The sequence below is a fragment of the Sorangium sp. So ce327 genome (assembly GCF_051530205.1).
In the GTDB taxonomy this organism is placed as follows: domain Bacteria; phylum Myxococcota_A; class Polyangia; order Polyangiales; family Polyangiaceae; genus Sorangium; species Sorangium cellulosum_B.
This window is the reverse complement of the sequence record NZ_CP150330.1, coordinates 8,426,019-8,448,475: the sequence shown is the minus strand read 5'-3', so window position 1 is coordinate 8,448,475 and position 22,457 is coordinate 8,426,019. Positions and strand designations below refer to the sequence as shown.

Genomic DNA, 22,457 nt, shown 5'->3' with positions numbered 1-22,457 from the left:
GCTTTTCGTTCTGGAACAGCACATCCTCATCGCCTACGCTCGACGCGCTCAATCATGGTGCTCGATCTGGAGACGTACGTGACGGTCATGGCTCAGCTTGCAGCATCCGGCGACGCGCAGGCGGAGGTGCTCGCTCGACACGGGCTGGACGAGGCGCGATGGAGCGCCGCCGACGCACACTGGCAGGCGCTCCTCTCGGGCGCTCTGGCGAACGAAAGTGAAGGCATTCCGGCGCTGCTCGCAACGTGTACTGCGGCCTGCCAGGCGGTATCACGCCCGGCGGCACCGCCGATCTCGCTGGAGCAGTTCGCTCAGGTGACATCGCTGCTGCACGAGACGGGGGACGTGCAGGCGGCGCTCGCCAGCGTGGGCGTGACCCTGGCCGACTATGTCCGCGGGAGCGAGCACTGGAGCCCGCGGATGGCCGAGGATCCCGGCGCGGAGAGGCGGTTTCACGCGGCGCTCCGCGGCGAGCCAGGGTGGAGCCCGGGCCGTCAAGGAGAGGGCTGAGCGATGTCGACAGCACCTGCGCCGGACGCAGCTGCTCCGCCGGGCATGTGCCCGGGAGTCGCCGTGATGGGCGGAGGAGGGGGCGCGGGCGGAAGTGATGGCGGCGGCAGCGGCGGTGGTGACGGCGGCGGCGACGGCCGTGGCGGCGGAGGCGCGGGCGCGAGCGGTGACCAGAAGTGCGCGCCGAGCGGTACGTCCGATACCGAGAGCGCCAGTGACCCGGTCGACGTGGTCACCGGGCGAGTCTTCACGCCCCCGGTCACCGATCTGCGCCTCCCCGGGCCCATCCCGCTCGAGTTCACGCGCTCGTACAGCTCGCACGCGGCCGCGCGCGACTTCGGGCTGGGGTGGGGTTGGGGGCACAGCTGGGGGTGGACGATCGAGGTGCGACGGCGCTCCATCGTGGTGTGGACCGAGGAAGGTATTTCCGTCGATTTCGAGCAGCCCCTCGCCGTTGGAGAGGAGACGATCGGGCCCTGGGGCTACCTGCTGCGCCGCGACGCAAGAGGCTTTGTGCTCGACATCGGCGACGGGCTCGATCGCGTCTTTGCGAGCGCTGGCCCCGAGGAGCGCCTGCTCCGGCTGAGCTCGATCGAGGATGGAAACGGAAACCGGATCGAGCTCACGTATCATGGCGGCGCGCTCGTTCGCGTCGTCGACAGCGTGGGGAGGGTGCTGCGCGTCACGCCGGACGCCGGCGGCAGGATCGCCGCGATCGACGTGCTGACCTCACCCACGCACGATCGTTCCTTGCGGATCGCGAGCTACGCCCGCGGCGAGGACGGTGACCTCGTCCGCGTGACGGACGCCGAGGGCCACGCGTCTCGCTACACGTACGAGGGGGGTCATCTCCTCGTGTCGTCCACCGATCGCGTCGGGCTCACGTCTCACTACGTCTACGATTCGCAGCGCCGTTGCGTGGAGGTCTGGCTCGACCACGCCGGCAAGGCGGATCCCTGCCTCGCCGAGGGGTTGCCCCCGCGGCTCCGTGACGGGACCACGGTGGCCAAGGGCATCTATCATTGCAAGCTCGTCTACGGCTCCGGCGGCTACAGCGAGGTGACCGACTCCACCACCATCCGCCGGTTCTTCGGCAACCCGATGGGGACGCTCGACAGGAGCGTCGACGGGCGGGGGGTCGTCACGCGGACGTATGATGAGCACGGACATCTCCTGTCGCGGACCGACGGCCTGGGGGCGACGACCACGTTCGAGCGCGACGAGCGCGGCCGACTCCTCGCGATCACCGACCCGCTGGGCCGCGTCACACGAATCGAGCGGGACGCTCGCGGCAATCCGGTGCGCATCACGGACCGGCGGGGAGACACGGTCGAGCTCGATCGGGACGGGCGCGGTAACGTGGTCGTCCACCGCGACGGTGTTGGCGCGGCGGCGCTCTACCGGCGCGACGGTCGAGGTCAGGTCGTGGAGGTTGCGTCTCCGGGAGGAGGCTCATGGCGCATCGAGCGGGACGTGCATGGCAATCAGGTCGGCGCCGTCGCCCCTGACGGCGCGCGCTGGTCGTGGCGCTATGACGCTCTCGGGAGAATGGTCGCAAGGACCGACCCGATGGGGCGGACCGTCCGCCACGAGTACTCGCCGCTCGGGAACTTGCTTGCGACGCAAGCTCCCGAGGGCGTCACCCGGTATGCGTACGACGCGGAGGGCTATCTCGTGCGCGTCGAGGATCCGGCCGGCAACGTGCGCGAGCTCGCGTGGGGCGGCTACCGGCAGCTCTGCGCGGCGAAGGACCAGAACGGCAATACCGTGCGGCTCGCGTACGATCGGGACGGCGAGCTCGTCGAGGTGCACAACGAGGTGGGCGAGGTGCACCGGCTCGACTACGACGCGTGGCACCGCCTCGTGAAGGAGACGACGTTCGACGGGCGGACGTTCAGGTACCGCTTCGACGAGGCCGGCAGGCTCCAGTCGATCGAGAACGGGGAGCGCGGGCGAATGCAGCTCTCCTACGACGCCGCCGGCAACCTGGTCACCATCACCCGGCCGGGCAGCGGGATCGAGACGTTCGAGCACGACGCGAACGGGGCGGTGATCGCGGCCTCGAGCGGCGCGGGGCGCTTCACGTTCGAGCGCGACGCGCGCGGGCGGATCACGCGCGAGGAGCAGACGGTCGGGGGTGTATCGTACGCGATCGAGACGACATGGGGCGCGATCGGGGGCGCGGTCGCGCGCCGGACATCGTGGGGCCACGAGGAGGCCATCGTCCGGGATGTTCGCGGCCTGCGGAGGCGTACGAGCGCGGCGGCAGGGCTCCTGATCGACCACGCGAACGATCCCCTGGGCCGCGAGGTGCGGCGCGTGTTCTCGCCCGACGGCGGCGCTGTCACGACCGCGTACACGCCTGCCGGTCAGATCGCGGCACGGTGGATCACGTCCCCTGCGCGCGCGCCGAGGATCGGGCGAGGAGAGCCGGACTGGGTCGGGCCGCTGCCCGACGCGGTGTGGGGCCGGGCATACCGGTACGACGCGCGGCAGGAGCTCCTCGAGACCTGGGATCGCGACGCCGGGGTGACGCGGTACGATCACGACGCGCGCGGCCAGGTCATCGCGGCGTGGGGAGCGGCGGAGCGGGAGGAGCGCTTCCGCTACGATCCTTCTGGCAACATCGCCGAGGCGAGCGGCAGCGGCGCCTGGTCCTACGGACCGGGTGGGCGGCTGGTTCGCCGCGGAGATATCGACTACGTGTGGGACGCCCTGGGGCGGCTGAGCGAGCGGCGCGTCCGTGCGCCATCGGGCGGGGAGCTCGTGACGCGCTTCCAGTGGAGCGATCGGGATCTGCTCGAATGTGTCCTGACGCCCGAGGGCCTTCGCGTGGAGTTCACGTACGACCCGCTGGCGAGGCGGATCGGCAAACGTGTATCGAGGAGAGGCCAGGGCGAGCGGTGGATCGAGGTAGCGGCGACGCGGTACGTCTGGGATCGGCACAGGGTCGTCCACGAGGTGACGCGCGCCGGAGATTCCGAGCGAGCCCGGACCTACGTGTACGAGGATGACGAGTTCGTCCCGATGGCGCACTACCAGCGCGACGGCGATGGAAGCTGGCGCTGCTACCTGACCGACCCGGCGGGCGCGCCGGACGCGCTCGCGAACCTGGACGGGACGATCGCGGGGAGCATCGAGCGGAGCGTCTGGGGGCGCGTGAGGCCGCGCGGCAGCGCGGAAGCGGAGACCCCGCTCCGTTTTCAGGGGCAGTACGAAGATCAGGAGACGGGGCTCTTCTACAACCGGTTCCGGTATTACGATCCGGACACGGGACGCTACATCAGCCCCGACCCGACGGGGCTCCTCGGCGGGTTGAACGCGTATCGGTATGCGCTCAACCCCTTCCGATGGGTGGATCCATTCGGACTGGTCCTCATCCTTGCTGGTGTGCGTGAATTTGATTTTCCGGATCACCCGGACGAATTTATTCTGCGTGGACACGGAAATTCGAGCGGCATGCATCGGCCGTTTGATGACAGAGCCCGTCAAGATCATCGAAGCTACATGGTTTACGACGAGAAGGAGCTCGCCGGCTACATTCGGAACCACCCGGACTACAAGCCTGGGATGACGATTCGACTGGCGAGCTGCAAGACGGCGAAGGGGGAAAACAGCATCGCCGACCGCCTTGCCGCAGAGATGGCGAAAGACGGGAGCAAGGTTTATGCTCCGACAGAGAACCTACGTGTTCGGAAGCGCTACAACACTGTCTACACTCAGAACGAGAGAAACGACTGGCGTTACGAACCTGGCTTCTGGCGTGAGGCGGGGACGTCGAACGTCGCCCCGAGCCCGGCGGGCTACCGTCCCTCGACCCGGGAGGTGGACGATGAATTTTTCGAAGCCAGCGGCCGCTCTAGCAAGAAAAGACGCAAATCGCCGGAGTAGAACAGGAGTATTGTGACATGTCGCACTACAGTGATGGAGGGCACCGCTGGGAGGGTTACAGGCACCTCAAGCTGGTCACGATCGGTTGGATGAACAAGCCTCATCCAATCCCTCAAGGGGCTGTGGATCCGGAGGACGTCGCGAGGCTGGAGCAGCTCATCATGCATGGCTGGACGCCAGAGGAAATCGAGGGCACGCATGCGTGCAGCTTCTGCTTCGACGATCCGGACACTGAGCCTCCCCCGCGCATCGTTGCTGGGCAAGATACATATCTGGGTTGGAGAAATATCGGCGTTCCCGGAAAGACTTGCATTTACATATTCCCGGACTTGATTCTTCATTACATCGATACACACGGGTACAAACCGCCGGACAAATTCCTCCGCGCCATGCGTAAGGTCGACCCCAAGGATCCGGCCTACAGGAAGAGGTGCGACGAGATTTGGAAGTTGGTCGACCCTTATGAACCGCCTTCCGCGTAGCCTGACAGAATCGATGCGTTCGCGTTCATCAGGACCACAGACCAATGTGGCGAGGAGGTGCGGCTCGACTCGCGCGTCGTTCGCCCCAAGGACGACTTTGAGAAGCATGCGCACAGCTCGAGCTCGCCGCGGTGGAGTATTGCCATCGCGTGGGATACCGGAGGCATGATGAGGGCCCACGACCAGGACCTCGACGGGCTTGGCAGCATGACCGTCGAGCCGGAGGAGGCGTCCACGCCGGCGTCGCGCCTCTCGATCGAGGATCTCCTGCCTCAATCCACCTCCCCGGAGCTGGCGCCGCGCAGCGCGGACGGCGCACCAGCTCGCGCACCGGCGGCCGGCACCCGCACCGCGCGCGTCCTCGACGTGGCTGGCCGCAGCGCGACGATCGTGCTCCGCGGCGCGACCGCGCCGCTCGAGGCGGAGCTCGCGCCGGAGGTGGATCCCGAGGTGATCGCCGACGCTCACGCCAACGGCGATCTGGTGCTCGTCGAGTGCTGCGAGGGGGAAGCGCCCCTCGTCGTCGCGGCGCTCACGACGCGCAAGCCTCGCGAGATCCGGCTGCAGGCGACCACGGTGAGCATCGAGGCGGAGGAGGAAGTGCTGCTGCGCTCAGGGCACGGCGCGGTGCGCATCCGTCAGGACGGGGACATCGAGGTGGTCGGCAGCCGCATCAGCGCCGCCTCTCGTGGGCTATTCCGCCTCGTCGGGCGCATCTTGAGGTTGAATTGAGCCCGCGCCGTCGCGCCCTGCGCCTCCGGGGAGCCCAGCTGACCGCGCGCGAGGTGCGTTGCCAGGGGCGGCGAGTCAGGATACACGTGAGGGTTCCGGAAGCTGGAGGGCGCGTTTGATGGAGGGGACGCTCGGCCACATCATTCTCAGGAGCGGAGGTCTGCCCGGCGACGTCCGGGTCCTCTCCTACGAAGCGCACGAGGCGATCTCGCTGCCGTACGCCGTCCGCGTCGAGATCTCGACAAGCGATCCATCGTTTCGTGTCGATGGGTGCCTCCAGCGCCGGATGCTGCTCGAGGTCGATGATGGTCACGGGGGCGTCCGGCACTACGACGGCCTGCCGGACCAGGTCGGCTTCCTCCAGTACCAGGCTGGTGAATACCACTTTCACCTCCGGCTCCGGCCCGCCCTCGCCGCGCTCGAGCACCGCGAGGGCTCGCGCATCTTCCAGGACATGAGTCCGATCGATGTCGTCAAGACCGTCCTCGCCGACGCCGGCGTCGACAGCGGCGTCGAATGGCGGCTTCGGCAGAGCTACGCGCCTCGCGAGTTCCTGTGCCAGTACCGCGAGACAGAGCTGGACTTCGTTCACCGGCTCCTCGAAGAGGAGGGGATATTCTACTTCTTCCTCCACGGCCCAGACGGGCACAGGCTCGTCCTGGGGGACGACCCGGCGGCCTTCGCGCCGCAGGACGGGACGCCCGAGGTGCTGCTCTCCGTCCGGCAGGGCGCGCGCGCGAACGCCCGGCCGGTGCTCGATCTGCGCCGGAGAAAGGCCCTGAGGACCACGGGCGTCGCGCTGCGCGACTACGATTTCGAGAAGCCTGACGTCTTCCCCGCTGCCTCGGCAACGGCGCCCGGCAACCGAGCCATTCACCACTTCGAGTACCCAGGCGGGTTCACCACGGGCACCGAAGGCGCACGGAAGGCAGCGCGGCGGCTGAGCTCTCTCCGGGGCGACATGGACGTTTGCCGCGGCAAGACACACGCTGCGGGGCTCCTGTGCGGTACACCGATGGCGATCGAGGGGGCGGCGGAGCCCTTCCTGGACGGAGAGTTCGTCGTCACCGAGCTCCGATCGCGAGGCCGCCTCGGCGCAGAGGCGTGCGAGAACGAGTTCGCCGCCATACCGAAGGACGCGCCGTTCGCCCCGGCTCGCCGCACGAAGAAGCCGCGGGTCGGCGGCGTCCAGACAGCGATCGTCACCGGGCCGTCGAGCGAGCCCCAGGCCGTCCACGTCGACACGTACGGCCGCGTCAAGGTGCGCTTCCTGTGGGATCGTTCGGGCAAGCAGGACGATACGTCGAGCGCCTGGCTGCGCGTGTCGCAGCTCGGCCTCGGCGGCTCGATGATCCTGCCCCGCGTCGGCTGGGAGGTCTCGGTGGGCTTTCTCGACGGCGACCCGGATCGCCCCCTCGTGCTCGGGCGCACGTTCAACGCGGAGGACACGCCGCCCTACGCCCTGCCCGGCGCGGCCGCCAGGAGCGCGCTGAAGAGCATGTCCACGCCGGGCGGCGCCGGGCACAACGAGATCACGATGAGCGACACGGCCGCGAGCCAGGGGCTCTCCATCTCCGCCAAGAAGGACCTCTCCATCGCCACCGGCCACGACAAGGACGAGACCGTGGGGGGCGACGAGGAGCACAGCGTCGGGAGCAACTACGCGGTCTCCATCGGCGCGAACGAGTCGATCACGGTGGGCGCGAACCAGTCGATCGACGTCGGCAATGCGCTCCAGATCAAGGTGGCCGGCGCGCAGACGATCTCCGTGAGCGGCGATGACCAGGTCCACGCGAGCGCCGATCTCGTCGAGAAGGTCGGCGGGGCGCGCGACTACGCCGTGGGCGGGGACCACATCACCCTCTCGTGCGGCGTCCGGCAGCAGATCACCGGCGCCTTCACCCGCGACGTCGGCTCGGTCCAGACCAGCGTCTCGCTCGCCTCGATCGATGACAACATGCTCTCGACCTACGATGAGACGGCAGGGGCGCTCATCGCGCAGCTCGTCGCCGGCACGAGCGTCGAGAGCGTCGCGACGAGCAAGGATCAGACGTCGTCCGCGGGAGAGATACACAGCGTGGGCGCGCTCTCCACGCAGGCCGGGTCGGTGAAGCAGCTGATTGGAGGTCTCCACCTGCGCGACGCGGGCGGCGATTACCTCGTCGAGGCGCCGCAGATCGTCCTCGCGGGTGGCGTGGGGAGGTTCCACGGCGGCGGGAGCGCGATCAAGCTCGACGGGGGCCCGATGACGCTCCAGGGCGCGAAGATCGCCATCAACGCGGCGCTCATCGTCCGGCAGGCGGCGAGCCTCAAGATCGGGTGAGGGACGGACAGCGTGGCAGACATCATCGACATCGAGCAGGAGCTCACGATAGACGGCGCCCCGTTCCCCCTCCTCTGGCTCGAGGCGCACGAGGCGCTCGATGACCTCGGCTCGCTCCGGTGCGAGATCACCGACCGCGCCGGGGGGCCGGACCCGGCGACCTTGCTGGGGAAGCCGCTCCTGCTCACGCTGTCGCGCCGCGAGGGCCGGGAGGAGCGCAAGCTGGCCGGTTATGTCGTCGAGGCGGAGCGCGCCACGCCGCGGGGCACGGAGGAGACCGGGACGCGGCTCGTCGCGCGTCCCAGGCTCTTCCGGCTCACCCAGCGCGCCGACTGCCGGATCTTCCAGCACATGTCGGCTCCCGACATCGTGAAGGAGGTCCTCGCCGGCGCGGGCATCCCCGCGCCGGCGCAGCGCTGGCAGCTCACGCAGAGCTACCCGGAGCGACGGACGACGGCGCAGTACCGTGAGACGGATCTCGACTTTGTAAGGCGGCTGCTCGCGGAAGAGGGGATCTCCTTCCTCATCGATTCGAGCACCGGGGCCGACACGGTCACCTTCCTCGACACCGAGCCCGACGGCATCGATGGGGGGAATCAGCTGGTGTTCCGTCCGGCAGACGGGCTCGATACGGCGCGCGATGCGATAACCACCATCTCCTGCCACAGGACGATGGCGCCGGGGCGCGTGCACCTGCGAGACCATGATTTCGAGCGACCCAGGGTCAAGCTCGACGCCACGGCCCAAGGGGACGACGACCAGGAGAGCGCGCTGGAAGTGTACGTGCACCCTGGCCGGTTCACCGAGCCGGCCGTGGGCGACCGTCGTGCCAGGGTGCTCCTGGAGTCGCTCCGCGCCCGGCGCGCCCTCGCGAGCGGCACGACGAACACCCTTCGGGTGCGCCCCGGGCGCAGGTTCTCGCTGACGGACCATCCCTACGAGCCGCTCAATCAGGAGTACCTGCTCGTGGAGGTCGACATCGCCCTGGAGGCGCGCCCGAAGACCGAGGCGCACGGCGACGCGAGTCGGCGCGGAGGACGCATCGCCTTCCGCGCAATCCCCACGTCGAAGAGCAGCTATCGCCCCCCGCGAGGCCCGCGGGCGGCCAGGGTCCTTGGCGCGCAGTCGGCCGTGACGACGGGACCGCCGGGCAGGGAGATCCACCCCGATCGGCACGGTCGCGTGAAGGTCTTGATGCCGTGGGATCGGCGTGGCAAGCCCGACGATTCATCGAGCGCGTGGATCCGGACGAGCCAGCTCCCGCTCGGCGGCGGCATGCTGACGCCGCGCGTGGGCTGGGAGGTGTGCCTCGATTTCATCGACGGCGACCCCGATCAGCCGCTCGTGGGAGGGCGGTTGTACAACGCCGCGTCTCCGCCCCCGTATTCGCTGCCGGCGCACAAGACCCGGATGGCCCTGCAGACGGCCACTACCCCTGGCGGCGGGTCGGCGAACGAGATACGCATGGACGATCGGGCGGGCGCCGAGGAGATGTTCATGAACGCGTCCCGGGACGGCTCGGTCCATGCGGGAAACAACGTGATGGAGCGCATCGGCAACAGCGAGTCGCGTTCCATCGGCGCCAACCATTCGCTGACGGTGACCGACAGCTTGTCCGCCGCTGTCGGAGCGAACCAGGAGCTCGCGATCGGCGGCGATCAGAAGGTGCGCGCCTCGACGCTCATGGTGGATGACGTCGGCAGCCATTCGCTCACCGTCGGTGGCAGCCGCGATGTCAAGGCGGGCGGGGATCACGAGCGCACCGTCACGGGGAGCTCGACGCTGGCCATCGGCGGGGCGCAGGTCGATCTCGCGGCTGGCTCGGTCGACGAGGCGACCATGGCCACGATGGAGGACACGGTCGGCGCGGCGCTGATCGAGATGACCGCCTCGGACCGGACCGTGACGGTGAAGGGGAGCCGGACCGAGGCAGCGGGAGCGGCCAAGGTGATCCTCGCGGGCGGCGGCCGTGCCGTCGAGGTCGGGACCACGTTGAGCCAGAAGGCCGCCGGCGCGATCCTGAACGTCGTCGCCGGGGATCGTCAGGACGTGAGCGAGGCGGATTTCCTCGAAGTCGCCGGGGGCGCGCAGATCGTCAAGGCGGCGAACGTCGTGTTCGAGGCCCAGACGTCGCTCAGCGTCGTCATGGGGGCGTCCACGATCACCCTGACCCCAGCGTCGGTGTCGCTCGCCGGTGTCACGATCACGTTCGACGGCGACTGCGACGAGCTGGGCGTCATCAAGGAGAACTGAGCCATGGCGCCGCGGACGCTGAGCACGCTCTTCCGGGCCGAGGCGATCGAGTCGCGGGACGTCGTCGGGTTCCGGGTCGAGCGCCGGCTCGGCCTCGTCACCACGGCGGAGGTCGAGCTTCGCTCCGCGATCTACGTCGATCCGGACGAGCTGCTCGGCAGCCCCGCGTACCTCGCCTTCGGCCGGGGGGGCCCAGAGCACGAGATGCACGGGGTGGTGACCGATGTCGAGATCGCCGCGACGCCCGCGAACGACGGCGTTCGGGGCACCTCGTACCGGATCCAGCTCACCTCGTGGATGGGCCTGCTCGAGCGCGAGGTGGACTGCCGCATCTATCAGGACCAGGACGTGAAGGAGATCGTCTCCGCGGTGCTGCGAGGCGCTGGCATCGACGAACAGCGCCAGTCATGGCGCCTCGTGAGCAGCTATCCGAAGCGCACGTACTGCGTGCAGTACAACGAGAGCTCGCTGGCGTTCGTCTCGCGGCTCCTCGAGGAGGAGGGCATCACCTTTCACGCTGAAGCCGGCGACGCTGGCGAGATCGTCGTCTTCGAGGACGACAGCACCGCGAGCGACCCGATCGACGGGAACAAGGAGGTCCCCTACCGCTTCGGCGCTGGGCTCGACGGCGTCGAGGACGCGATCTGCGTCCTCGTGCGGCGATGCCGCACGAGGACGGGCAAGGTGGTCCTGCGTGACTACGACTTCGAGGCGCCGGAGATCGATCAGACGGTGACGGCGGCGGCGGATACGGACGCGGATCTCGAGGTGTACGATGTTCCGGGGCGGTACACCGAGCGACGCGAGGGGGAGCGGCTCGCCCGCGTTCGGCTGGAAGCGCTGCAGGCCGAGCGTGCATGCCTCGCGCTGGATTCCGGCTGCGCGCGGCTCACCGCGGGCCGGTGGTTCACGCTCGTCGACGCTCCCGACGAGCTCGACGGTGACCATTTCATCACCTCGGCTGTGCACGAGCTGCGCGATGGGATGTACCTCGTCCGCGCCACGAGCGTTCCGAGGACCGTCCGTTACCGCAGCCCGCAGCGGACGCCGGCGCCGATCATCGAGGGCCCGCAGACGGCCGTGATCGTCGCGCCGAAAGGCGCGCCTGTCGAGGACATCCACACGGACGCGCACGGCCGGTGCAAGGTCAAGTTTCACTGGGATCGCCACGGCGAGAGCGATGATACGGCGTCGTGCTGGATCCGCGTGGCGCAGCCGCAGGCGAGCGGGGCTATCTTCCTGCCACGGGTGGGGTGGGAGGTCATCGTCGAGTTTCTCGAAGGAAACCCCGACAGACCCGTCGTGACGGGGCGCGTCTTCAACGGTCGATTCAGGCCGCCCTACGCGCTGCCCGACGCGAAGTCGCGCAGCGCGCTGCGGACGAGCTCGTCGCCGGGCGGTTCGGGCGCGAACGAGATCCGCCTGGAGGACAAGGCTGGACACGAGGAGATCAGCATCAGGTCCCAGCGGAATACGACGTTTGCGACGGCGAACGACAAGACGCGCTCCACAGGCGTCGACGAGTCGAAGAGCGTCAAGGTCGACGCGCGGCTCGCCGTGGGCGCAGATCAGAAGATCCAGGTGACCAACGGCTATCTGGCCACCATCGACGGTGCACAGACCACGAGCGTGGGCGGCAATCGGTCGGTGCAGGTGAACGCCGTCTATGGGCTCACGGCCAAGGGGGCGAGCGCGACGACGGTGGGCGGCACGCAGAAGGAAATGACCGGCAATCCGGCGAGCGCGCTCCTGTCTCTCGCCGCGAGCGCGCCGACAGAGGCCGCGAAGGCGGAGGCGCGCCGCGCGCTCGCGGCGCTCGACCGGACCGCCGTGGCGAAGGTCAACCAGATGATGCTGCCAGTCCACGCGCTGGAGAGCCAGCTCGGGGAGTTGGGAGCTGCGATGGACGCCATGGACGTCGGGGACATGGGCGCCACGACGAAGGCGCTCGACGCGGTGGCGAGCCTGCCCTCGCCGGCCGCGTTCGGCGCGTCCCTCGGGGCAGCCGTCGGCGGGCCAGCGGCTTCGGGCGATGGATCCGGCTGGTTCGACGCGCTGCTCGGAGGCGCGATGAACGCCGGTTCGGCGCGTCCCGGCAATGCGTCGGGTGCTGGCGCGGGCGGCGGCGCTGGCCCCTCGGGCACCCCCGGGGCGACGGAGGAGGGCGCATCGGCGAGCAGCTCGGCATCGGACAGCGCTGCCGGACCGGGGCACTCCGTGAACGTGTGCGCTTCGACGCACGACGAGACCGTGGGGGGCATGAAGGCCACGATCGCGGCAGCCGGCATTCACACGACGGTCGGGGGCGCGCGGTCGCAGCGGATCGGCGCTGCGCGGATCGAGCTCGTCGCCGGTACGCGGGCCGAGACGTGCCTGGCCGACAAGACGGAGCAGGCGGCCGGCCTTGTCGTCGTGAGCGGCGCGGCGGAGGCGGAGACGGTCGGCGGTAGTCGGACCACGATGGTGGGCGGCGCCGTGGTCGACAGGATCGGCGGCTCCCACGCCGTGATGGCGGGCGGCAAGGGCATGTTCATCGGGGCTTTTCACAAGGTGGACGCCGCGGGGGCCATCGTGTTCAAATGCGGCCCGAGCGAGGTGGTCATCGACGGCGGAGGGGTGACAATCAAGGCTGGGCTCGTCACGATCACGGCGCCGAACGTCAGGTTGAAGCGCAACGTATCGTTGCTGTGAGGCAGCCATGGATCCGCCGCGTGTGGACAACAGGACCGATTTCGTCGCCGCGCCGTTCCTGCTCGTCGGCAAGGAAGGCGAGCGCCTCGTCGTCGTCGTGAAGGCGACGTTCGTCTCGGCCGAGGGGCAGAGCGAGCTCGAGATCTCGGACAGAGCGGTACAGCGCCGGATCCGCAGCGCCGATGTGCCGTGGGGTGATCCGGAGAAGAGCAGCATCAAGTATCCTGCGGATCTGTGCGTCGCCAAGCCGGGCACGGACGTCATCGTGGTAGCGGCGGCGCACGCGCCCGGCGGACGGGCCGTTCCCTTCTTCGACGCCGGCGTGCGGCTCGGCAGCCTGGAGAAGGTCGTCCGGATCTTCGGATTGCGTGTCTGGGAGGCGAACGGCGCCGGGCTCTCGAAGCCGCGCCCCACGACAGGTATCGAGGTGCGGTACGACCACGCGTGGGGCGGGCTCGATCGGAGCGATCCGTCGCACCCTGTGGAGGAGCCCAGGAATCCGGTGGGGATGGGGATCGCGCGCGACCCGGAAGCGCTCACACACAAGCCCGCGCCCTTCATCGAGGACCCGGCGGATCTCATCCGCTCGGTGAGCACGCGCCCGGCGCCTGCAGGGCTCGGGGCGATTGGCCGTCACTGGCAGCCACGGCGGCGTTATCTGGGGACCTATGATGCTGCGTGGCAAAGGCAGCGCGCGCCTCTCTTGCCCCTGGACCACGACGATCGCGCCAATTCGTGCGCCTCACCGGGGCTCGTCGCGACGCCGGCGGTGCGTGGTGGAGAAGAGGTGGTTCTGCTCAACCTTACGCCGGGTCAGGGAACGATGGTATTTCGACTGCCCAGGACCGCCGTGGCGGTCGCCATGAAGACAAGGGGTCGCGCGCCTGAGATGCTTCTACCTGAGCTCGATACGGTCCTGATCGACGCGCTCGCTCCTCCAGGCGTGGTTGTCGAGCTCGTGTGGCGTGCGTCGTTCCAGGCGCCGCGGCGCATGAGGGACGTCGAGATCGTCGTGACCGAGACGGAGGCCGGGTGAGCGCAGTCGGGGTCGTCGAGGTCGGGGCACGCACGCCGATCGGGCTGAACGCCCGACAGACGGGGTTCTTGCTGCGCTCGGGCTTCCCGGCCGTCGTCGAGGCGCCGCTCGCGAACTCGGCGGGCGAGGCGATCACGATGGGATTCGTACCGACGATCGATCCACGCATCGTGGGGCCGGAGCGGCTCGTCCTGCTCGCGGCGCCCGCGTTCGATGAGGCCGTCTCGCGGATCGGCGACGGCAAGATCCTGGTCCAGCTCGCGCTGGATGAAGGAGCTCGGGACGCCCCTGCGGCGACGAGGCTCCTCGCGGCGGCGGTGAAGCGTTCGACGTCGGCGACGGTGGAGATCGTTGCAGGCGGCGAGGCGGCGCTGGGGCCGCTCCTGCTCGAGGCGCTGAACGCGCTCTCCTCGATGGAGGTCGACGCGGTGATCCTGGGCGGCGTCCACAGCGATTACGACCCGCGTGCGATTGCAGCGCTCGAGGAGAGCGGGCGGCTCTTTTCTCCCGACAACCTGGACGCGCGCATTCCGGGGGAGGGGGCGGCGTTCTTCGCGTTGATGCGTGACGCGGACGCGGGCCGGCAGGGGCTCCGCACCGTCGCGCGCGTGGTCGGCGTAGGGACCGGGCAGGAGCGCGCTGGGCCCCACGACGATACGCCCGCCTATGAGGCGCTCGGGCTGACCAGCGCGACGCGGCAGGCGGCCGAGCCGCTGGCGCGGGCTGGGCAGACGGCGGGGTGGATGTTGACCGATCTCACGGGCGAGATGCGGCGGCTCCGCGAGTGGCAGGCGGCGTTCGTCAGGCTACAGGACGTGCTCGGCCGCCCGTATGTCATCGAGTCGCCAGCGCAGCGGATCGGTTATCTGGGTGCCGCGGCGATGCCACTGTTCGTCGCGATCGCGGCGACGGCGTGGGAGCACGGGGTTGCGCCGTCGCCTGCGGTGATCGCGGCTGCCGGGAACGACGGCGGGGCGCGGGCCGCGGTGGTGCTCGCGCGCGCAGCGCGAACATCGGATGGAGAGGAGTGAGCATGAGCATCACAGCTTGCATGATGGATTGCATCACGGCCAGATCAGGGCACCAGATGGTCCCGCTGGCGGTCAGCGTGTGCACGACGCCGGCCGCACCGAGCCCGATCCCGGTGCCCTATCCGGTGTTCGCGAGCTCGGCCGAGGGTATCAAGAACGCGCCGGTACGAACGAAGATGGGCGGCGCGAAGATCCTGACGGTAGGATCGAGCTTCAAGGCATGTCACGGCAACGAGCCAGGGACGATGAAGGAGGTGGTCAGCCTCAACACGGGCGGTCCGTCGTTCATCGTGATGGGGGCGCCGATCGTGTTCGTGGAGCTCGGGATGGTGGGAACCACCGGCAGCCCAGGATTCTTGAACAAGGGAGGGCTTTGAACCATGTCGATCCGCAGCAGACGCGTCGCTCTCGCAGGGAACGTGCGCGGGGAAGGGTTCAGGTAAGGCGGCCACGTATGTCCGACGACCTCGCCGCCTGCGACGCCGTTGTGCCCTGGGTCATGCATTGGGAGCGCGCGCATTCACTGATTCACGCGGTCACGCGCTTCATCGAAGGACAGCGTGAGCCGAGCGCCCACCTTGCGCCCGCTGCGCGCAAGCTCGAGAGCGGCCTTGGCGCGCTATACGATGCGTTTGATGGCCGTGCTGATCGTGGAACGGCCGTGGGGCGCGCGCACGGGCATGTATGGGCGGCGGCTGTTCTCCTGGCGCAAGCGGGCCTGCCTCGGATGCTCGCTTCGCTCCGGGACGCCTGCGCAGAGCTCGTCGCCGCCGAGGAGCGGCTCCCCACTGCGTCGCTCGCCGAACCGAGCGCTCCCTTGCTACGCGCGGGGGTCGATCTTCCGCCGCTGCACGTCGTCGCGCGGGCTTCGCTCGTACCGTCGTTCCGCGCGCCGAAGGTGCCTGAACCCGCGCCTGAAGAGCCCGAGCCCGCGTCGGCGGAGCCGAGGACCTTCGATGAGCTCGCGGCCATGGCCGAGGCGATGCGCCGCCTGGCGACGGAGCGGAGGATGGCGCTCGTTCGTCCTGCCAGGCCGGCACCGAGGCCGGTCAAGCCGGTCTTGGCTGGAGAAGCGGCTCCTCCCGGCTTCGCGTTCGCGCCGTCGACCGCGGTGTCGGAGGGTGATTTCGTTCGCCGCTGGTCGCGGGTGTGCTTCGAGGAGATCGGGATGCTCGGAGTCCAGCGGGCGCCGCTCCCTGGGGACGACTGGCGTTCGTCCCGAGCTCTGGAGCAACGCATGGTTGCCGCCATCGACGCGCTGGCCGCGCTCGGTCCGACGGCGATCGCACACATTGAGCCGCTAGCGATGGACGCGCCGACCGCCGATCCCATGCGTGTATTTGCTGCTGCGATGATCGGAGGGTGCATCGAGGGGCGTGACACGCTCGCCTGTGCCGAGCGGGTGCTCTTCCGGTTCGGCCCAGGCGATCCGGTCGTCGCCGAGGCGTTCGTATCTGCCATGAAGCTCGCGCGGAGCCCGTGCCTGCCGAGCAGCCTGAGGGCGTTGAGCGCGTCGTCCGAGCGCGGGTGCCGGGCGATCGCCGTGGAGCTGCTGGCATACCGCGGCTGGTTCACGCCCACGGAGCTCGAAGCGCTGAGCGATGAGGAGGACACCCGCATTTTCGCATACGGGTTATCTGCGCTCGCTGCGGTGAGACATCCGCGCTTCGACCGGGCGCTGGAGCGGGCGCTTGCACACGAGAGCCTCGACGTCCAGACGACGGGGCTCGATGCCATGTTGATCGCGGCGCACGGGCGCGCGGCCGAGGCAGCGCGCAGGGCGGCCCAGGGAGCGCTCGGGGACCGGGCGCTGGCGCGGCTGGCGCTGGTCGCCGGCGAGGAGGACGCCTGGTGGCTGCTCGAGCGAATGCAGCGCTCTCCAACGCCTTCGGCAGTTGAGGCGGTCGGGTGGGCTGGGCTCGTGGAGGCAATCCCGAGCCTGCTGGATCTGCTGGAGTGCGCAGCAAAGGAGGTCGCGCTTGCCGCCGGCGCCGCGCTCGATCGCCTGCTCGGCGCGGGCCTTGTCGAGGACATGGAGGTCGACGCGGCGGCGCTGCAGGACGTGGTGGTGATCGATCCGAATCCGGAGCCGTTTCCTGGACGTCGGCCTCTTGGAGAGCTGGTGGGTGATCCGCGCGATCGCGCGCCGGTCGGGTCGAAGGAGACGCTGGGTATACCGTCGACGGATCCTGCGCGCTGGAGGGCATACTGGTCGGAGCACCGGGCGAGCTTTGACCCGAAACATCGGTTGCGGCGCGGGCAGAAATACGCGCCATCGGTGTCGCTTCAAGAGCTGTCGAGGCTTGCGCTCCCGATCGAGGATCGGAGGCGGTTGTCGAGGGAGCTGGCCGTGCAGACAGGGAGATGGTCACACTTCGATCCGCACGATTTCGTGGCGGAGCAGGAGCGGTGCTTGGGGGCGTGGCAGGCGATCCTCCAGGCTGCGAACGAAGCACCGGGGGCCTGGGGGCAGCAGCATAGAAGATAGGTACGAGGTCAGCCCGACGCACGGCGAAGCTGCGTCTTCGCGTCCAAACGACGTCCGACCGATGCGCCATCGGGCGCCGCGCCGGCGCATCGGACCCGCCGCCGTCCCTGCCCGCCCCCTTTCGCCGCGCGGCCACGCTGCTCGCGGCGCAGCACCAGAGCAGCATCGCTGCTGGCCCGCGGGCAGCGGCGACCTCGATCTGCCGCGCCCGGGTCCTCGCCGGCGGCGCGGCGCTCCGGCGCGCGGGCCCTGCCAGCGCGGCGCCGGGCGCCGGCACGGGCCCTGCTCGGGCGGCCGGCATGACCACCATCAGCCTCTCTCTCGACACCCCCGAGCTCGCCCAGGCCTACGAGCACGGCAGCGACCGGCAGTTCAACCACGGCAAGCTCCTCATCGAAACGCTGGGCGTGCGGCGCGGCCAGCGTGTGCTCGACGTCGGCGCGGGCACCGGCCGGCTCGCCGCTCACGTGGCAGAGATCGTCGGCCCCGAGGGCAGCGTGACGGCCATCGATCCCCTGCCGCTCCGCGTCGACATCGCCCGGCAGAAGGCCCGCGCGAACCTCGCGACCGCGGTCGGCCGCGCCGAGGACCTCTCCGCCTTCGCCTCGAAGAGCTTTGACGTCGTGTACCTGAACAGCGTCCTTCACTGGCTGAACGAAGCCCAGAAGGAGCGCGCCATCGCCGAGGCGGCGCGCGTGTTGAAGCCCGGCGGCAAGCTCGGATTCAGCACGGGATCGCGGGAGAAGCCGCACCAGCTCGAGCCGATCCAGCGCAAGGTGCTGGCCGATCTCGGGAGAGACGCGGAGGGCAATCGCCCGCACAAGCTGACGGTCGACGAGGCTCGAGCGCTGCTCGAGCGCGCCGGCTTCATCGCCGACACGGTGGAGATCCTCACCTTCGTCGACCACGCCGCCGACGTCGACGAGATCTTGAGGCACAGCGGGTCGAGCTCGTTCGGCAATCACCTCTCGCACCTGAGCCCCGAGGAGAAGCGCGAGGTGCGAGCGCGGCTCGCGAAGGAGCTCGAGGCGTTCCGCACGCCGCAGGGCATCCGGCTCGGGCGCAACCTCATCTTCGCGATCGCCCACACGGCAGGCAACTAGCCCGCCCGCCGGCGCCGCTTCAGTCCAGCGTGCCTCGCGCGTGAGAGCTCTGTTAGAATCGGGCGACCATGCGAGGGGAAGAGGGGAAAGGCTCATGTTGCGGCGCGGGCTGAGCGGCGCGGCGGGGTTGCTGCTCCTCGGTGCTGCGGCCTGCGGCACCACCCCCGACGGCCCGGGCGGAGCGACAGGCGGCGCTTCCACGGGAGCTTCGAGCGCCGTCGCGGGCGGCGGAGGCGGCGGAGGCGGCGCGACAGCTGGCAGCGGCGGCTCCGGGGCCGCCGAGCCGTCCGGGGGCGGGCAAGCCGGATCTGCCGAGGGGCGTGACTGCGGGACGGCGGGGGAGGTGATCGCGGTGGGCGCGAACGTCCTCGACGAGGCGACCGGGCCCGCGCCCGAGCTGGAGCGCTTGCGTGGCTGCACGCGCTTCCTCGGCACGCTTCATCTGCTGGCCTTGGACGGGCCCGAGACGATCGACGCGCTCATGGATCTCAGGGAAATAGCGGGATCCCTGCTGCTCTACTCGCCTCCTGAGGATCTCGGACCCCTGTCCAACCTGACGCGGATCGAAGGTCGGTTGCTGGTCGTGGGAGCGCCGGAGGCCTTGCGCGGCCTGGAGTCGCTCCAGGTCGTCTCCGGGCTATGGCTCTACCAGAGCGGCTTTGCCGACTTCTCGTGGCTTCCTGCTCTCGCGGAGATCGGCGCCTCGATGATCGCTCGGCGCAACGCGCAGCTGACCGCTGAAGCGCTGGAGTCCTTCGCGACGTCGCGCGTGCGCAGCGGCGCGCTGGTGTCCCTCACGAACGCCGTTCCCAAGGAGCCGCCGGACCCCGATGCCGAGGCGATGGTGTGTGGCCAGCCGGGCGATCTGGCGATCGAGCCCTACACGGGCTTGGCCGGATGCACCCGCTTCCGGGGCTCGATCCACCTGAGCGACGTGACGCCAGGCGTTCTGGAGCCGCTCTCCTCCCTCATCCACATCGACGGCTCGCTGACCCTCTTCCGCAACCACACGGACGACTTCACCGCGCTGCGCAACCTGCGCCGCGTTGGCGCGAATTTTCAGATGCATCTGCTGGAAGGCCCGGGCCTCGAAGGGTTCGGCGCCCTCGCGGAGGTGGGTGAGCTCAGAGTCGTGAGCTCGGGTCAGCTCACGAGCTTCGACTGGCTCCCAGCGCTCACCAGCGTTCGTGAATCCGCGCTGGCGGTGAGGGGGGCCCCCCTGTCCATGGAGGCCCTAGAGTCTTTTCTTTCGCGCCTGGACATCGGGGGCGAGACCGCCGTGATGATCCTCGACTGACGCGTCCTCGTCGCGCTCCAATCCATCACGCCACCCGCACGCGGCTGACGAGCGCCGCTGCGCCCGCGAGCCCGGCGAGGCCAGCCACCCAGGGCCAAGGGGACGTCTTCGTCGCCGAAGGGAGGGTGACCTTGCCGAGGTCCGTCTCTTCGACCACCTCCTTGATGTGCGGGTACACGCGGATGAAGGCGAGCGCTCCAGCGACCATCCCGAGCAGCCCGAACATCGCGTCGCGCCGGCCTTCGCCGACGGCGGCGAGGGTCGTGCCGGGGCAATACCCGAGGATCGCCATGCCAGCGCCGAAGGCCACGCCGCCCAGGATCACCGAACGTACCTGGAACGGCTTCACGTCGAGCTCGGTCGCGCCGGCCGCGCGCAGGCCGTGCGTGCCGATCGAGCCGGCGGCCGCCGCGTTCGACATGATCCGCGCAATGCTGCTGTCGCGCAGCAGGAGCTGCTTGAGGATGAGGTCGGCATCCGAGGCCCCTCCTCGCTGGAGAAAGGCGCCGAATGCGGTCCCGGTCGCGAGGCCGAGCACCAGTCTTCCGAGCGGATCCCGCTTCATCGCGCGCCTCCTCGAAACAGGAGCTTCGCCGTCAAGGCGGCGCTCACGCCCATCGCGACGTCGAACGCGAGGCTCGCCGCGGCGAGCTGCATCGTGCCGCTGATGCCGTGCCCGCTGGTGCATCCCTTGCCGAGCCGCGCGCCGAACATCATCAGGGCGCCCCCGCAAAACGCGGCCGCGTAGCGCTTTCCGCGGCTCTCCCCGAACCGCGCCCGCCACGCGTCCGGCAGCGTGGATCCTCGCGCGCCCGATGCGCGCGAAGCCAGGAACGCGCCAAGGACGATGCCCGGGGCGAGCAGCACCTCCCAGTCGATCTTCGGCGTCGTTTCCCGCTTGGCCACGAACTCGTTCACCCGGCTGGCCTGCGGCGCGAGCCGGCGCGCCAGCGCGCTCGCCGCCGTCTCGAACGCGGACGTCACGCCGAGAGGCCGCTTCGCGGTCCCCATCGCGAACGTCTCCAGCGCTCCGATCGCGAGCCCGGCGATCTCCGGTGCCCAGCGCGCGCCTCCCTGCGAGCTCATCGTCGCGCTCCTTCGATATCCATGGTGGTCACCGTGCGCTCGGGGCCCTGCTTCTTCGGCAAACCGAGCTTCTCCCACGCCGTCATCCCGCCGAGGACGTTGGCGACCTCGGTGAAGCCGCGGCGACGGAGGATGCTCGTCGCGAGCCCAGCGCGATGCCCGACGCTGCAGACGAGCGCGATGCGGCCATGACGCGGCAGCGCGGGCTGGATCTTCTCGAAGTGCTCGTCGAGATATCCCACGTACATGTGCCGCGCGCCTTCGATGTGCCCCTCCGCCTCGAACTCCTGATCATCGCGGACGTCGAGCACCGCGACGGCGTCGCCCGCGTCGTGGAGCTCGCGCGGGGTCATCGTGCCCGTCTTCTCGATGGGCATGCCCGCGTCCCGCCATGCGTCGAACCCTCCGGCGAGCACGCCGGAGACGTGATCGACGCCGACGCGCGCGAGGTGCAGGACCGCCGCCTCCATGTCCGCGGCGCGCGAGACGACCAGGTATACCCGGGTCGTCTCGTCCGCGACCCACCCGCCGAACACCGGGAGCCCGGCGAACCAGAGGTTCAGCGAGCCGGGCAGGTGCCCCGACGCGAACGCCTCGGGGTCGCGCGCGTCGAGCACCAGCCCCTGCTTGGATTCCGACGCGAACTTGTTTGGCGGCAGGAAGGGCACTTCGCCGGGCTTCACGGAGAGCGGCTTGCCCCCTTCGAGGTTCAGCCTCTCCATCAAGCTGAAATAGGGTGGGCGCGGGATGCGCTCCGCGACCTTGGCGCGGGCGAAGTCGTCGGCCGACTTCACGAAGACGGGATTGTAGGCGCGCTCGAGGCCGAGCGTGGAATCATCGCGCTCCGCGATGTTGCCCCCGCAGACCGAGCCGGAGCCGTGGGCGGGCCAGAGGAGCGCCTGATCGCCGAGCGGGACGAGCTTCTCGTGCACCGACGCGAAGAGGAGGCGCGCGTTGTCGCTGGTCTTGTCGCGGTCGGGCAGGTCGGTCCGCCCCGTCTCCCCGATGAACAGCGTATCGCCGGTGAAGACGCCAAAGGCGCGCCCGGGCGCGTCCGGGAGGAACACGGCATAACAGGTGCTCTCGGGCGTGTGTCCCGGCGTATGGAGCGCGCGGACGCGCAGCCCGATCAGGTCGAGCTCCTCGCCGTCCCGCATCCGGATGTCGCTCTGTCCGAAGAGCGGATGATCCAAGCTCACGATCTTCGCGCCCGTCGCCTTCGCGAGGGCGGCAGATCCCATGACGAAGTCCTCGTGGCGGTGCGTCTCGAGGATGAACTTGATCACGAGGTCCCTCTCCCGGGCCGCCGCGAGGACCTCGTCCATGTCCCTCCGCGGGTCCACCACGATCGCCTCGTCCTCGTTGCCGAGCAGGTAGGCGATGTGCGCGAGACCTGGAGTCTTCATCCGGTGTAGATGCATGCGCGGGAGCGGATGCAAGCGAGGCGCCAGACAGACCGCTGAGAGCGATCGGCGCGACGCGCGAGCTCAAGGGGTCACCCGTCGCGCGCAGGACCGCCACGCCTCGACCTGTC

General features: G+C 69.6%; 16 protein-coding genes. 13 read left to right on the top strand and 3 right to left on the bottom strand.

Annotated elements, in window-relative coordinates; all coding sequences use genetic code 11:
* The first annotated feature begins 54 nt into the window (after window positions 1-54).
* The 13 genes from WME95_RS31440 to WME95_RS31380 all read left to right on the top strand — a co-directional run bounded on the left by WME95_RS31440 (window position 55) and on the right by WME95_RS31380 (window position 19,837).
* On the top strand, window positions 55-510 hold the full coding sequence (locus WME95_RS31440) for a hypothetical protein (RefSeq protein ID WP_437903027.1): 456 nt from the start codon (window positions 55-57) through the stop codon (window positions 508-510).
* Between the two features lie 3 nt (window positions 511-513).
* Entirely contained in the window at window positions 514-4,401 is a 3,888-nt protein-coding gene (locus WME95_RS31435; RefSeq protein ID WP_437903026.1) for an RHS repeat-associated core domain-containing protein, read from the top strand.
* Window positions 4,402-4,418: 17 nt separating this feature from the next.
* Window positions 4,419-4,883, top strand: a complete 465-nt coding sequence (locus WME95_RS31430; RefSeq protein WP_437903025.1) for a hypothetical protein — start codon at window positions 4,419-4,421, stop codon at window positions 4,881-4,883.
* A gap of 165 nt (window positions 4,884-5,048) precedes the next feature.
* Window positions 5,049-5,615, top strand: coding sequence for a hypothetical protein (locus WME95_RS31425; RefSeq protein WP_437903024.1), 567 nt, complete (start codon window positions 5,049-5,051; stop codon window positions 5,613-5,615).
* Window positions 5,616-5,733: 118 nt separating this feature from the next.
* On the top strand, window positions 5,734-7,938 hold the full coding sequence (locus tag WME95_RS31420) for a type VI secretion system Vgr family protein (RefSeq protein ID WP_437903023.1): 2,205 nt from the start codon (window positions 5,734-5,736) through the stop codon (window positions 7,936-7,938).
* Window positions 7,939-7,950: 12 nt separating this feature from the next.
* Window positions 7,951-10,191 carry a type VI secretion system Vgr family protein gene (locus WME95_RS31415; protein ID WP_437903022.1) on the top strand — a complete coding sequence of 747 codons (2,241 nt, stop codon included), beginning with the start codon at window positions 7,951-7,953 and terminating at the stop codon, window positions 10,189-10,191.
* Window positions 10,192-10,194: 3 nt separating this feature from the next.
* Window positions 10,195-12,882 carry a type VI secretion system Vgr family protein gene (locus WME95_RS31410; RefSeq protein WP_437903021.1) on the top strand — a complete coding sequence of 896 codons (2,688 nt, stop codon included), beginning with the start codon at window positions 10,195-10,197 and terminating at the stop codon, window positions 12,880-12,882.
* 7 nt (window positions 12,883-12,889) lie between these two features.
* Window positions 12,890-13,918 (top strand): DUF2169 family type VI secretion system accessory protein, encoded by a 1,029-nt coding sequence (locus tag WME95_RS31405; RefSeq protein ID WP_437903020.1) that lies wholly within the window; start codon window positions 12,890-12,892, stop codon window positions 13,916-13,918.
* Window positions 13,915-14,949 carry a beta-ketoacyl synthase N-terminal-like domain-containing protein gene (locus tag WME95_RS31400; RefSeq protein WP_437903018.1) on the top strand — a complete coding sequence of 345 codons (1,035 nt, stop codon included), beginning with the start codon at window positions 13,915-13,917 and terminating at the stop codon, window positions 14,947-14,949. The genes WME95_RS31405 and WME95_RS31400 overlap by 4 nt, the downstream gene beginning before the upstream one ends.
* 2 nt (window positions 14,950-14,951) lie before the next feature.
* Window positions 14,952-15,326 (top strand): PAAR-like domain-containing protein, encoded by a 375-nt coding sequence (locus WME95_RS31395; protein WP_437903017.1) that lies wholly within the window; start codon window positions 14,952-14,954, stop codon window positions 15,324-15,326.
* A 350-nt stretch (window positions 15,327-15,676) separates the two neighbouring features.
* Window positions 15,677-17,437 (top strand): hypothetical protein, encoded by a 1,761-nt coding sequence (locus tag WME95_RS31390; protein WP_437903016.1) that lies wholly within the window; start codon window positions 15,677-15,679, stop codon window positions 17,435-17,437.
* 299 nt (window positions 17,438-17,736) lie between these two features.
* Window positions 17,737-18,540 (top strand): class I SAM-dependent methyltransferase, encoded by an 804-nt coding sequence (locus tag WME95_RS31385; protein ID WP_437903015.1) that lies wholly within the window; start codon window positions 17,737-17,739, stop codon window positions 18,538-18,540.
* A 94-nt stretch (window positions 18,541-18,634) separates the two neighbouring features.
* Window positions 18,635-19,837, top strand: a complete 1,203-nt coding sequence (locus WME95_RS31380; protein ID WP_437903014.1) for a hypothetical protein — start codon at window positions 18,635-18,637, stop codon at window positions 19,835-19,837.
* A gap of 25 nt (window positions 19,838-19,862) precedes the next feature.
* Here the strand turns inward: WME95_RS31380 and WME95_RS31375 are convergent, their stop codons facing one another.
* Genes WME95_RS31375 through WME95_RS31365 form a run of 3 tightly spaced genes read right to left on the bottom strand, consistent with a single transcriptional unit; the run spans window position 19,863 to window position 22,329 of the window.
* Entirely contained in the window at window positions 19,863-20,402 is a 540-nt protein-coding gene (locus WME95_RS31375; protein ID WP_437903013.1) for a DUF6691 family protein, read from the bottom strand.
* A complete protein-coding gene (locus tag WME95_RS31370) occupies window positions 20,399-20,923 on the bottom strand; it encodes a YeeE/YedE thiosulfate transporter family protein (RefSeq protein ID WP_437542529.1) in 525 nt (174 codons plus the stop codon). Before WME95_RS31370 ends, WME95_RS31375 begins: the two co-directional genes overlap by 4 nt.
* Window positions 20,920-22,329: an MBL fold metallo-hydrolase gene (locus WME95_RS31365; protein ID WP_437903012.1), complete on the bottom strand. Its 1,410-nt coding sequence runs from the start codon at window positions 22,327-22,329 to the stop codon at window positions 20,920-20,922. The genes WME95_RS31370 and WME95_RS31365 overlap by 4 nt, the downstream gene beginning before the upstream one ends.
* Window positions 22,330-22,457: the final 128 nt, after the last annotated feature.